Here is a 13386-nt window from a genome sequence, read left to right as displayed (position 1 = left end):
ACAATGAGAATTTTGGAATGGATTTTAGTAATCGTGACAGTTATTAGCGCAGTGGTCATTTGGGTGGCTCCCAAACGTCGGGTAGTGGGGGGCGGTACGTTGTCGGCACTGGCACTGGCTATCCTTTTGCATGGGGTAATCGATCATTTTCGTGTGCAGTTGCTACCTACCTATATCGTGGCCTTTGTTTTACTGATTGAATTGTCCGTTCAATTATGGAAATCTCGGCGCAATATTCAGCATACACAGAAACGTCGATCGTGGTTCAAAATCATTTTGGCATCCATTCTGGTGCTGGCTCTTAGTGCAGGTACAATAGTGTTGACGTCGTTATTCCCTGCATTCACGATGCCCGAATCGACGGGTTCATTTGCCATAGGAACCTTTTCACAGCAGTTAACGGATGATTCCCGGGAAGAAACGAAATCGGTTGAACTGGGCGACAAGCGGGAACTCATGATCAATGTCTGGTATCCTGTAGATCAGGAAACAGCCAAAGGATTGCCGCTAGAGCATTATCCTGCCGAATTGGGAGAGGCGATCAGCCTGGTATTTGGTATTCCACCAGTGGTATTCAGTTACCTTGACACGATTCCGACGCATGTTGTTAAAGGTGCCGAGGTATCTGCAGCACAGAGCAAGTATCCTGTATTACTGTTTTCACCAGGGATACGTTCTACTCGCTTTCAAAGTATGACCGCGATTGAGGAACTTGTGAGCCACGGCTACATTGTGGTTGGTATCGACCATCCGTATACATCTGCACAAGTTACATTCTCGGATGGCCATGTCGCTTCTTATCAGCCGGACCCTGACTTCCCAACCTCCAAAGAACTATATCAATATAATATAAAAGGTATAGGTATTCGTGCAGAGGATGCAAGCTTTGTACTGGACACTCTCACACAGTGGAATTCACATGATCCGAATCAATTGCTCGAAGGCAAGCTTGATCTGGATTCTGTCGGTATCTTTGGTCACTCCTACGGGGGTGCAACTACGGCGGAAGCCTTGGCACAAGATGACCGTTTCAAAGCAGGACTTAGCCTGGAAGGCGGTTTCTGGGGTAAAGTATCCACAACAGACTTGAAACAGCCGTTTATGTATATCATGTCGGGTGGGACAGCCAAAAGTCTGGACCCGGACGCCACTGCCAAGGATAAAGTATTTTATCCCGAGTTTGAGCCTGATTTGGATCGGGTGATGTCAAACAGTCTTAATGATACCTATTATCTGACAGTGGAGAATTTATTTCATCAAAGCTTTACGGATATTTCGTTAATTTCACCAAAAATGTTTGCCAGAGGCATGACGCCAGAACATAATGTGGATATAACAAGATCCTATGCGCTGGCATTCTTTGACCGTTATCTGAAAGGGGAAGAGCAGCCAGTGCTGCAAGAATCTTCAGTGCAATTTCCCGAGGCCACCTATGATGCCACATATACCAAGATACGCAAACAAACACAATAAATCTGCAGAAGGGTGGAGGAGCAGACATGGAAACCATGACAAGAGGAACGTTGGCTAAGCGTACCGGTGTAAGTATGGCAACCCTCCGTTATTACGAAGATAGTGGAATTCTGCCTGCTCCCCGTCGTTCCTCCAACGGATATCGGGTGTATACCGAGGATTATCTGGTCAAAATTAAGTTCATTAAGGATGCCCAGTTGCTGGGTTACTCCTTAAAGGAGATACAAGAGACCCTGCAACTGCTCAGCCAGGAAGACATGGAAAAGGATACGTTAAAAACCCTTGTACGCGAACGCATCGCTGACATTCAGACACATATTGACCATCTGGAACAGATGCAGATTCATCTGGCACGACTGTTGCATACACCGGAGGACGATATCGATAATTATATTCAATCGTTCAGGGTGCAGAAGAAAGAGCCGTAATCGCGGCTCTTTTCCTGTTTAAGAGAAAACAGGCGTGGACTATTGAGCAGGGAATCGGAGATTTAGAAAGAATACATAGTGTAGTTTGCCAATACATAATGGTGGTTAACGTGGTTTCAATAATGAAATTCACACCAACAAAAGGAGTAACATTTTCTATGAGGGATTTACAAGGTTTTGTATCCGATTACATCAAAGGAAAGAAACATCTGCATCTTGAGATTGGCGTTATTACAAAGGAAGATATCGAATATCATTCATTGGGCAATCCCAAAAAGAAGAGCGTTGCTGCTGCTGAACATAGGTTGTTCGAAATCGGCTCTGTCACCAAACTTTTTACATCTATCCTTCTATTAGAATTGGAACGTCAACAGCAGCTTTCCACGGATGACACGGTTGGCAGGTACATACACAATGGTAAAAACGATTATTTGAATAAGGTTACCTTAAAAAGTCTTGCGACGCATACCTCTGGATTACCTAGACTTGCCACAAATCTCAATCCCACGAAAAACCGATTGAATCCGTATTCAGATTATACCGAGGATGATTTACTTGCTTTTTTAACCGCTGCTGACTTTACGGATCAGATGGGTTCATTTGAGTATTCCAATACCGGCGTGGGCTTACTGGGTTATATCCTATGTAAAGTATCAGGAAGTACATATGAAGATCTGCTGAAAAAATATATCACAGGTCCATTAAACATGACGGAGACAGCTGTTATGCTGAATGCAGAACAGAATGACAGATTTGTGGATGGACATACGTCAACGGGGAAAAAAGTCCCTCACTGGGATCTTAGTGTACATGCAGGGGCTGGGGCGATCAAGTCATCGGTTCACGATATGAGTTTATTTGTTCAGGCCAACCTTAATGATGATCATCCGATAGCCTCTGCAATACAAAAAAGTCATGTTCCTATAATGATTGGAGACTCGGACTTATATTTAGGATGGCATAAGGAGAAGCTGTTAGATCAGAATATTCTCTGGCATAACGGTGGCACATTTGGTTTCTCCAGTTATTTGGCTATAAATAAGGAACAGAGTATAGGGGTCGTATTATTGTCCAATTATTGTTTTGGATCAGCCTCTATTGTGGATGAGTATCTGGATACGATATTCAAGTTTATAACTGACAGATTGTCAAACCAAGTGCGACAGTTCCTCTGTGAAAGATTCGTGAGCGGTTCTCCAACCCAAGCATTTTCGTGGTCTGTGGTTTATTAGATCTAGTGAACTGGCAAGATCTTCATCCTCGACTTGAGCGAGATCGGTGCCTTTCGGGAAAAACTCTCGAAGCAATCCATTCGCATTCTCATTGGAACCGCGTTGCCAAGACGAATATGGATCAGCAAAATAAACGTGCAGGTCATGGCTTGTTTCCAGATTGGCATAGCATGCAAACTCCTTTCCCCGGTCAGCCGTGGCTGTGAGGAAAGTGCCTGTGGGATACTGTGAGATGGCTACACCAAGCGCAATTTCCATAGACAGAGCAGTGCGATCAGGCATGAGAATGGCGGTATATAGACGGGTTTTGCGTTCAATGAGCGTGGCTATGCATCCTTTACTTTTCCCACGACTAGATACGACGGTATCCAGTTCCCAGTGCCCAAACGTTTCACGAGAACGAACCTCTTGGGGACGATCCGAAATGGATCTGCCAATGGCAAATTTACCGCGAGTTTCTGCGGGTTTCTGACGCTTTCCTTTGTGCCGAAGAACCTGTAACGTGCCTTGAACCAGTCGACCTGCGTAGATCCAGCGATAGATCGTTTTGAAGGATACTGCTTGCAAGCCTTCGGTACGGAAGCGTTGATTGATCTGTTCCGGAGACCACGTTGCCTTCAGTTTTTCCTCCAGTGAAGCAGCTAAGGTGCTTGACCATTTACCTGAAGAAACAGAGGATTGACGACGCTTCTCATAAGCGTTCTGAGCGTGTTCTGCCTGATAGGGATACGATGAATTAGCACGATCTAGTTCGCGGCAAATCGTGGACGAATGTCTCCCCAGTTCTTTTGCAATAGCTCTTGAGCTTTTGCCTTGTCTGTGGAGGATTTCTAGCTTGCTGCGTTCGATTATGCTAAGATGTGAATAACTCATGGACTGATTCTCCTTGTGTGAATGCTGGTGTGGTAACTTTCATTCTACACGAATCAGGCTGTGAGCCATTTTTTTATTTCAATAGGGTGTCGCACTTCATATTACAATCCGTCAACTAGAAAAGACCTTTATCCACTCATGCCGCTAGACCCTGTGGGTAATAAAATACTGGAAGCCATGATGCAGAGTTAAAAAAACACCTCGAACAGAGAACACCTGGGGATGTACTTCGGGCGCTTTCTGTTCGAGGTTTCTTTGAGTTCTATCTTAATCGTCTTGATCATGACATACCCGCTTCACGCAGAAAATGGTGCACAATCTTCGTCTGATACTTGATACGGGTTGAGCGTTTCAGACTCCAACAGGTCTCCACCGTGACGGAACGGGCTTGTAATAGTCTTGAAGCCGCTGTACGGGCAGATCCCGGCAATTCATGCTGTTTGAGGTTAAAATGACGATTACGAATGGCAATCGACCGATTCATCCGTTCGATAACTCTTCTGCAAGCTGGAATTGTCCGACTGCCGGGATTGGTGATCAACGTCTGTCCAAGCACTCGTGAACTCAGTTGAGACAGGCCGTTGGCTTCATGCAGATCAAGCCACCAGTCGGCCCGATGTTCACGCGCCAGCTGAAAAACTGCCGCAGCGAGCGGATGCTTGGCCTTGCCTGACATACGACGTGGAAACGTACGATTCAAATCTGGCTTGCCTCTGATTTTCTTAGCGTAGGCTTGCTGGTTCACGCGTGGCACGATAATTAACAGCCCTCGCTGAATGGCGTGACGACCTGTCGCAATATCATCTGCGAGTTTTTGCGCAGCGGCCATACTCGCCGTTTCATTCCCGTGAACCCCGGATGTAATGAACATCACGGGTCCCGGCATCATGCCACGTACGATGAAGTAGGGAGTAGCGTGTGCGCTGGATGCTGCAAGGACATGTTTGGTTACAAGCATGACACTTCACCTCCGTTATTACAGTACGCCATGTCCCTCTTTCATGTAACGGCGTAAGAACAGGTCTTCATCCTATTTCCTCACAAAATGGGCCGACTAATACACCCGATGAATGATATCTTCGAAATCCGGTTCTTTCATCTCTACATCTTCGATCTGACCCCAGTGCTCCAACTGTTTCAGAATGTCCATTGTGCTCCATTCCTTCCGGTTCACTTCGACGGTGACAATCTGTCCTTCCACTCCAGTAATATGTATCGCGGACGACACAACATCCGGGATATGAAACGCTCCCCGGAATGTTACCCGAATCAGCGTAGGTAGTCCGATGGTTTCGCGAAGTGACGAGATCGTGCCGTCATATGTTAGTTGACCATGGTTAATTACCATGACCCGGCTGCATAACTGTTCAATGTCGTCCATGTCATGGGTGGTCAGCAAAATCGTTTTGCCAAACGTTTCATTTAGTGTACGTAGAAATTGACGAATATTCCGCTTTGCGTTCACATCCAGTCCAATTGTTGGTTCATCGAGAAAAAGCAGTTCGGGATCATGCAGCATGGAAGCTGCGAGATCTGCACGCATGCGTTGTCCAAGCGAGAGCTTGCGGACAGGCGTGGCCCAGAACGATTCAAGGTCCAGCAGCTCAGCGAACTGGGACAGCCGTCTCTTTTTGTCCTCGGCACGGACGCCGTACATCTCGGCCAGAATATCATATGAATCTTTCACAGGCAGATCCCACCAGAGCTGACTGCGCTGTCCAAACACAACGCCCAGTCGACCAACTGTTCTGCGTCTGTCCTGATGCGGGTTCATACCACCAAGTCGTACCTCACCCGAGGTTGGGTGAAGGATACCTGTCAGCATTTTGATCGTGGTAGACTTGCCAGCTCCGTTCGGACCGATATAGCCCACAAATTCCCCTGGGCCGATATCAAAACTGATATCACGTACCGCTTCCTTGGACACATATTCACGTGAAAATAACGTACGTAGACCGGAGAAACGTCCTTCGCGAATAACAGGAGTTTTGAATTCCTTTTGCAGATGCCTTGCTGTGATCATGTTCATGATTCGTACCGCCTCCTTAGCTACCTGTACTTTGATATTTGGTCATGCCGAATTGCCAGAAACGCAGACTTGCAGCCAAGCTCAGTGCGGCAACCGCCGCAACAGCAACAAGAGTCCACGCTCCTCCTTCACCCCGTAGCAGGTAAAGTGATGGAATGTAGTTGACGAATCCTACCGGAATGACCGTTAGCAGAATGCCAGACATCCATTTGGGATATAACGTTAGCGGATATTGGGCAGCCGTTCGTGCGGCATCTTCAGTGATCGTCTGTAATTCCTCAATACGTGTGGTCCAGAATCCGAGTGTGGCGGTAGCAAGTCCGATGGAGAAGAGAATGACTGCGCCCGTCAGGATAATGAGCAGGGAGAAGGGAATGGCTATCCAGCCAATCTGTCCGCTATGCATCATGCCTGCCAAAGACCAGCAGAGAATGAACCCGCCTTGCAGGACTTCCCCAGTCATGATGCGGAAGTTTTGCGGCAGCAGTGCGAGCAATACGGGCATGGGACGAGTTAACAGTTGGTCAAGCTCGCCATTAACCAGATATTTTTCCAGATGGTGAACCTCATTGCCGAATGTGCGGTACAGTGTTTTGGATAACGTCATGATGGCAAAGAGATAACCGATCTCATGGAGGGACCAGCCTTTAATTGCTCCGAATTTGTGCAGCACGAGAGCGACCATCAGAAACTCGGAGATTTGAATTAAAGCGGCGAGTACGGATGCCATGATGAAATTAAACTTGTATTGCATCCGGCTGCGGATGCTTGTTCGAATGAGCATTTTATATAAATTGAACCAGGAAGTCCGTTTCATCCGCCCTGCACCTCCACTTTACGACGTAACACTTGAGTGATCGCAAGACAGATCAACGTCATGAAGACACACCAAAGCAAGGTTCCCCATAACAAGGAGCCATCTTCGAAACCAAGATAGATTCGGGTTGGTACATAGAGCAGGAAAGGGTAGGGTGATATCCAGGCAAGTTGTTCAAGCCAGTTCGGTAGCCACTCCAGCGGAATGAAAAAACCAGCCAGCAGATTCATCATCGCGTGATTGCCCCAGTGAAGCCAGGAGGACTCCGTGGTCCACATCGACGTGGCACCAATGATGTAGTTCATGCAGATGGATAGGTATGCAGCGCCGGCTAGACCAAGTGCGGCATAGAATAGTGTTGAAACGTCTGAGGGCCAATGCAGGGAAAAGACAATGGAGAAGAGCAGGTAGATCGGAATGCTTTTGTACACAAACTGGTAGGCAATCTGCCCCCATTCGCGTGCCATCAGGTGGGTGAATAGATGAACAGGCCTCATCAGATCCAGTGCGATCTGCCCTGTCCTGACGGATAAGGGAATACCCAATCCGTTCGTGAGAAAACCCGAGATCCAGAGAGAGGATTGCGTGAACGCAATGTAACTGATCATCCCCTGTGTCCCGTATTCTCCGAGAGTATGGTCGGCCCCGATGCCGATCCAGAGACAGGCATACATGTAACCAAACATGGCGCTTGCCAGGTTATGTACCATGTGTGCCCCGCGGTATTGCAGATTCCGGGAGTAGGCTTTGGAAGCCAGAGTGAAATAAAGCATGTGACACCTCCGATAAGTGGATTGAACGGCGTTTCCGTTCACTTCAGTCAAGGCGAAAAAGAGAGAAGGACAATAGCATACCAATTTATTCCTTCACAGGCAAGACATTTTTTTAGCTAATAATGGTATTAACAGGGGTGTTCATGATTGCGCCACAAGACAACGGTCTGTCCGTTCCTTTATAATTGAGAGGTAATATCGCAAACGTTTACAATGTGAAATATTCAAATTTTAAATAAACCGCCGGGCTTGTGCTTGACGATTAGGATACAGAATGAACAATCCGGCAAGAGAGAAGGATGTCATGAAGAAAATTGCATGGGTCACCGATAGTACCAGTACACTGGATCCCGTTTTTGCGGAGCAAAATCATATCTATATCGTACCGCTGCGCATCGTATTTGGAGAGGAATGTTACCGGGAGACCGATGACATTACATCTGAAATGTTCTATGAGAAACTTGCGGAGGCTTCACGTGCGAGCAGTTCGCAGCCACCTATTGGCGAATTCATTGAACTGTATGAGTCGCTCAAAGACAAGTACGATGAGATTATTACGATTCATTGCTCTACAGAGCTTAGCGGAACGCTGCATACGTCCATGCAGGCTGCAGAGATTGCAGGAGTGACGGTGACCGCAATTGATTCAAAAGCAGGTGCCTATCCTCACCGTGAGATGATTATGCAAGGACTGGAATGGCAGAAGCAGGGATGTTCAGCTGCCGAGATCAAAGTAAACATTGAACAGATGATTGATAACATGTCCTTTTACCTCATACCTGCCAGTCTTCAGCATCTTCATCGCAGTGGACGGGTGTCGGGTACACAGCTGATCATCAGTCAACTGCTCAAGATCCATCTGCTGCTTCGATTTGAAGAGGGCAAAGTGGTTGTGAATGAGAAGATCCGCACGTTCAAGCGGACAAAAGAGCGCATGCTCGATATGCTCAAGCTGGATATGGAGAAAGTAAAGCATGTGTGCATTATGCATGCCAACAATCAGGAAGAAGCTGTTACAATCAAAAAACAGATTGCAGCTCTGCTGCCTAGATTAAAGACCGAAATCATGCCGTTTATCCCTGTGGTAAGTATCCATGCAGGTGCAGGAACCATTGGACTGTGCTGGATACACAGCGAGAACGGATACAGAGATTAGACGCACAGCATTCATCTATAGACTCTCATAGACCTGGCAGAAACACACTTGATGTCAAAGTGTTGATCCTGTCAGGTTTTTTCGTATGTCATTGCCAATTCAAACAAACTGTGAGGTAATAAAGAAAACTGTTCTTGTTGGAGGGAAACATGTGTTAAGTCACCGCTTGTTGCTTGTTGAAGATGATCGTTCAATTAGTGAGATGGTCGGGCCATACTTGGAAAAAGAGGGCTACGACGTCACTTATGCATATGACGGCTTAGAGGCAGAACGTCAGTTCAGCCAGTCACAGCCCGGGTATGATCTGGTTATTCTGGATCTGATGCTGCCCCTCAAAAATGGGATGGATGTGCTGCAAACCATTCGGGCAGCCAGTCTGGTACCTGTGCTCATTCTGTCTGCAAAGGATGGGGAGGTGGACAAAGCGTTAGGCCTGGGCTTCGGCGCAGATGATTACTTGAGCAAACCGTTCTCATTAATCGAACTGACTGCCCGCATCAAAGCTGCGATTCGCCGCGCCAATTATACGACTCCGTCTGTGGCTGAAGTGGCTACAGATCAGCGTATTCACATAGGAGGACTCGTAGTTGACATGGAGACGTACGAGGTGGAGCGTGATGGTACACCCGTCAAGCTGACATCCAAGGAATTTGGAATTCTGAAGCTGTTGGTTACCCATCCTGGCAAAGTGTTCACCAAGGCACAGATCTACGCTTCCGTCTGGAACGATCATTATTATGGAGACGAAAATATCATTAACGTACATATGCGTCGTCTGCGTGAGAAACTGGAGGCAGATCCTTCGGCTCCCCAGTATATCAAGACACTCTGGGGCATCGGGTATAAGCTGGAGGCGGAGCAGGGATGACACTGATTTTTGCCATCACGACGGGTATTCTGGCCATTGCCTTCATTGTATTGTGGTTGAAATTCCGGAAAAGAAACCAACACCTGTCCTATATTCATCAGAAAATATCCGTAATTCTGGACCAAGGCACCTTTGAGCGCTTGCTCGTATTCAATAGTGATGATCAAGTCAGTGAGCTTCTGAAAGACATGAACCAGCTGCTGGATCATGCGCACCGCGCCAAAGCAGGGTATGCGAACCAGGAGAAGGAGATGCGTAATATGCTCTCCAACATTTCGCATGATCTGAAAACGCCACTCACGGTAGTGCTGGGTTATAGTGAGACCTTGCTGCACAGCCCATCATTGACCGATCAGGAACGGAAGATGATGACGGAGAAAATACAGGATAAGGCGCAGGAAGTGCTGCGTTTGATCCATTCCTTTTTTGATCTGGCGAAGCTGGAATCTGGGGATACGGAACTGGTACTTAGTCGAGTGAATATCAGCGAATTATGCCGGTTGAAGATGCTTTCCTTTTATGAAATGTTGACGAATCTTGGGTTGCACGTGGAGCTGGAGATACCTAATGGGGATATCTTCGTGCAAGCGAATGAAGAAGCATTGGACCGTGTGCTGGATAATCTCATTACCAATGGAATGAAATATGGAGCAGAGGGTAAGGTACTGGGACTTTCACTGGATCATTCGATAGGTGGACCTGTGACGTTACAGATCTGGGACCAGGGAAAAGGGATTCCTGAGAGCGAGCATAGTCGTGTGTTTGAACGCATGTATACACTGGAGGATTCCCGCAATCGACTCTATCAAGGCAGCGGCCTGGGGCTGACCATTACGAAACGGCTAATTGAGCGGATGGGTGGAAGTATTCACTTGCATAGTGTGCCACATCAACGGACGGTATTTTCAGTTACCTTAAAGGCTTCGTAGACCCTGCGTTGGCTTGTCCGGACAGACTTAAGGTTTTTGTAAGATTTGATTAATAAAAAAGAAGACTTTTCTCTTTACAATATAGATATAGGAACCCGGACAGGGGACGTAAAGGAGAACAAGACGATGAATTATATCGCACGAACAATAGATGTGACCAAAGTATATGAAGGGGTGGAGGTTGTATCCAACGTCAATATGAATATTAAGCAAGGTGAGATCTATGGATTCCTCGGTCCGAATGGTGCAGGTAAAACAACCATCATGAAGATGCTCACCAATCTCGTCAAACCAACCACAGGAGAGATTGAACTGTTTGGGGAGAAGCTTACGCCGACCTCCTATGAAGTGCTGAAGCGAATGGGCAGTATTATTGAATATCCTTTTTTCTACGATAGGTTGTCTGCTCGCGAGAATCTGGAGCTTCACTGTGAATACATGGGATTCTACAACAAAAAGATCATCGACAACACGATGGAAATGGTAGGGCTGAAGGATACGGGCAAGAAACCGATCAAAGACTTCTCCTTGGGCATGAAGCAAAGGCTGGGATTGGCTCGTGCACTCATAACCACACCTGAACTGCTCATTCTGGATGAACCGATTAATGGATTGGATCCGGTAGGGATCCGGGAAATGCGAGATTTGTTCAAGCGACTTAGTAATGAGTATCGGATCACCCTGTTGGTCTCCAGTCACATTCTTGGTGAGATAGAGCAGATTGCGGACACGGTTGGTGTCATTCGCGGCGGTCGTTTGGTGGAAGAGGTATCGATGGAGAGCATTCGTGGAAGTCAAAATGAGTACATCGAGTTACAGGCAGTAGATATCCGCAAAGCGACCTATGTCATTGAACATCAGCTTGGTTTGAGTAATTATAAACTGGTTGATGACCAAACGTTACGCATCTATGATCCGGGAATTATTCCATCGGAATTAACCACCAAGCTGATTCAGCATGGTATTGAGATCGAATCGATATCCAAACGAGCTCATTCCCTGGAAGAACACTTCATGAAGCTTGTGAAAGGGGATGAAGACGTTGCTTAAACTCATCAGACTTGAGATGCGGAAGCACCGCTTTGCACGTAATTTTGCAGGTGCAGGTATTGCCAGTTTAGCCATTCTTCTTTTCCTGATCATGATTGGATTCGTGGATGTGGGAGCAGAAGATTATGCCTATGCCGATTACCAGACCGCCTTTATGATTATCGATACATTTGTGAGAGCGACCTTTATCATATTTGCCGGAGCTTTAATATCCAAGCTGGTGATCAGTGAGTATAGAAATAAAACGATGAACGTCATGTTCACCTATCCCATCCAGCGTCATAAAATCATTGCTGCAAAATTGATTATCGTGTTTGGTTTTACATTTGTGATGATTATGGTTACCGATCTGTTGATGGGTTCACTGTTGTTGATTGTTAATCATTTCTACTCCTTCATTCCCGGATCATTGACAAATCAGGATATATTGGGACTTCTGGTGAAGTACAGTATGAGTTCTCTATCGGCTGCATGTATGGCACTCATTCCCCTATTCTTCGGTATGCGTAAGCATTCTGTTACCACTACGATGGTCTCGTCCATTTTGCTGGTTTTGATTGTCTGCTCTGGCTTCAACGGGTCGGAAGTTTCCATTCATTCGCTTATTATTATCCCTCTGACCCTTGGAGCAGTAGGGATATGGATTGCTTCAATGTCCATGGTTCGTCTGGAGACAAAAGATGTGAACTGAAACATTCGGAAAACCATGCTCTGTATGGCTTCAGATGCCATTGACATCCGCTCGTACAAGGGATAGGATAATGTCAACTGAGACACGAAGGAGAATGCAACTACCATGACGATTCCAAAAACATTAACAATAGCTGGTTCGGACACGAGCGGCGGTGCAGGTATTCAAGCTGATTTGAAAACTTTTCAGGAGCTGGGTGTGTATGGCATGACCGTACTGACTACGGTTGTGGCAATGGAGCCCGAAACATGGGATCACCAGGTCTTTCCTGTTGATTTAAATGTAGTTGAAGCGCAGCTTCGCACTGTTCTGGACGGTATCGGTTTCGATGCCATGAAGACAGGTATGCTCGGTTCTGTAGATATTATTGAACTGGTAGCAAAACATATTCGCCGCAGCGGTCTGCCACAGATCGTTATCGATCCGGTAATGGTTTGCAAAGGTACAGACGAAGTGCTGCAACCGGAAAATACGGAAGCGATGATCGAATTCCTGTTGCCAGGTGCTGATCTGGTTACCCCTAATCTGTTCGAAGCATCCCAACTGGCGAAGAGTGGACCGATTCGCTCCAAGGAACAGATGGAAGCAGCGGCAGCAGCAATTCATGCCCATGGCTCGAAACATGTCCTGATCAAGGACAGAGGTGTCATTAGCCCTGGTAAAGCAATGGATCTACTCTATGATGGAACCAACTACGAATGGTTTGAAGCCGATGTTGTCGGCTCCGGATATACGCATGGTGCGGGCTGCACGACGTCTGCGGCGATTACCGCTGGATTGGCTCGTGGTCTTTCAGTGAAAGAGGCTGTTCGTGAAGGTAAAGCCTTTGTGACCAAAGCGATTGCTGGCGGATTCCCGCTGAACCGTTTTGTTGGTCCGACACTGCATGTGGCACACCGTCTGGAGCAACAACGCTAAGTGTTACCAGGGAGCGCGCAGTAGCGCATCAATTCTGGATAACACACTTCGATTTCATTCAAGTAGCTGTCAATGAGCAGGAACTTGCTCGTTGATGGCTTCTTTTTCATGCGAATTTTTATAAAAATTAGTAACTTTTGGCTTATATT

Annotated in this window: 14 protein-coding genes; 9 read left to right on the top strand and 5 right to left on the bottom strand. The window is 46.7% G+C overall.

The window, feature by feature from the left end:
• Positions 1-3 precede the first annotated feature (3 nt).
• The 3 genes from AC4E8D_RS26905 (at position 4) to AC4E8D_RS26895 (ending at position 3133) form a co-directional block, all read left to right on the top strand.
• Complete coding sequence (locus tag AC4E8D_RS26905) at positions 4-1473, top strand: alpha/beta hydrolase family protein (RefSeq protein ID WP_490205396.1); 1470 nt, start codon at positions 4-6, stop codon at positions 1471-1473.
• A gap of 26 nt (positions 1474-1499) precedes the next feature.
• Entirely contained in the window at positions 1500-1901 is a 402-nt protein-coding gene (locus tag AC4E8D_RS26900; RefSeq protein WP_413407150.1) for a MerR family transcriptional regulator, read from the top strand.
• A gap of 158 nt (positions 1902-2059) precedes the next feature.
• Positions 2060-3133, top strand: coding sequence for a serine hydrolase domain-containing protein (locus AC4E8D_RS26895; RefSeq protein ID WP_490205395.1), 1074 nt, complete (start codon positions 2060-2062; stop codon positions 3131-3133).
• On the opposite strand, the gene AC4E8D_RS26890 is transcribed toward AC4E8D_RS26895, so the two are convergent.
• The 5 genes from AC4E8D_RS26890 to AC4E8D_RS26870 form a co-directional block, all read right to left on the bottom strand.
• Positions 3050-4006, bottom strand: a complete 957-nt coding sequence (locus tag AC4E8D_RS26890; protein WP_405131931.1) for an IS30 family transposase — start codon at positions 4004-4006, stop codon at positions 3050-3052. The genes AC4E8D_RS26895 and AC4E8D_RS26890 overlap by 84 nt on opposite strands.
• A 280-nt stretch (positions 4007-4286) precedes the next feature.
• Positions 4287-4964, bottom strand: a complete 678-nt coding sequence (locus AC4E8D_RS26885) for a succinylglutamate desuccinylase/aspartoacylase family protein (protein ID WP_076212848.1) — start codon at positions 4962-4964, stop codon at positions 4287-4289.
• 96 nt (positions 4965-5060) lie between these two features.
• Positions 5061-6029: an ABC transporter ATP-binding protein gene (locus AC4E8D_RS26880; RefSeq protein WP_339185457.1), complete on the bottom strand. Its 969-nt coding sequence runs from the start codon at positions 6027-6029 to the stop codon at positions 5061-5063.
• A gap of 22 nt (positions 6030-6051) precedes the next feature.
• Complete coding sequence (locus AC4E8D_RS26875; RefSeq protein WP_339305684.1) at positions 6052-6852, bottom strand: ABC transporter permease; 801 nt, start codon at positions 6850-6852, stop codon at positions 6052-6054.
• Positions 6849-7625 (bottom strand): ABC transporter permease, encoded by a 777-nt coding sequence (locus AC4E8D_RS26870; RefSeq protein WP_036606839.1) that lies wholly within the window; start codon positions 7623-7625, stop codon positions 6849-6851. The genes AC4E8D_RS26875 and AC4E8D_RS26870 overlap by 4 nt, the downstream gene beginning before the upstream one ends.
• Before the next feature lie 304 nt (positions 7626-7929).
• Here AC4E8D_RS26870 and AC4E8D_RS26865 point away from each other — a divergent pair, with 304 nt between their 5' ends.
• From AC4E8D_RS26865 to thiD, 6 genes are all read left to right on the top strand, one after another.
• Complete coding sequence (locus AC4E8D_RS26865) at positions 7930-8781, top strand: DegV family protein (protein WP_076212843.1); 852 nt, start codon at positions 7930-7932, stop codon at positions 8779-8781.
• A gap of 202 nt (positions 8782-8983) precedes the next feature.
• Positions 8984-9649 carry a winged helix-turn-helix domain-containing protein gene (locus tag AC4E8D_RS26860; protein WP_397376254.1) on the top strand — a complete coding sequence of 222 codons (666 nt, stop codon included), beginning with the start codon at positions 8984-8986 and terminating at the stop codon, positions 9647-9649.
• Entirely contained in the window at positions 9646-10578 is a 933-nt protein-coding gene (locus tag AC4E8D_RS26855; protein ID WP_490205394.1) for a sensor histidine kinase, read from the top strand. Before AC4E8D_RS26860 ends, AC4E8D_RS26855 begins: the two co-directional genes overlap by 4 nt.
• 126 nt (positions 10579-10704) lie before the next feature.
• Positions 10705-11628: an ABC transporter ATP-binding protein gene (locus AC4E8D_RS26850; protein WP_221820711.1), complete on the top strand. Its 924-nt coding sequence runs from the start codon at positions 10705-10707 to the stop codon at positions 11626-11628.
• A complete protein-coding gene (locus tag AC4E8D_RS26845) occupies positions 11612-12319 on the top strand; it encodes an ABC transporter permease (protein ID WP_260632710.1) in 708 nt (235 codons plus the stop codon). Before AC4E8D_RS26850 ends, AC4E8D_RS26845 begins: the two co-directional genes overlap by 17 nt.
• 105 nt (positions 12320-12424) lie before the next feature.
• Positions 12425-13237 carry a bifunctional hydroxymethylpyrimidine kinase/phosphomethylpyrimidine kinase gene (gene thiD, locus AC4E8D_RS26840; protein WP_221820716.1) on the top strand — a complete coding sequence of 271 codons (813 nt, stop codon included), beginning with the start codon at positions 12425-12427 and terminating at the stop codon, positions 13235-13237.
• Positions 13238-13386 lie beyond the last annotated feature (149 nt).

This window comes from Paenibacillus sp. SRL342 (assembly GCF_984798905.1).
This window is presented reverse-complemented; position numbering and strand designations above follow the sequence as displayed.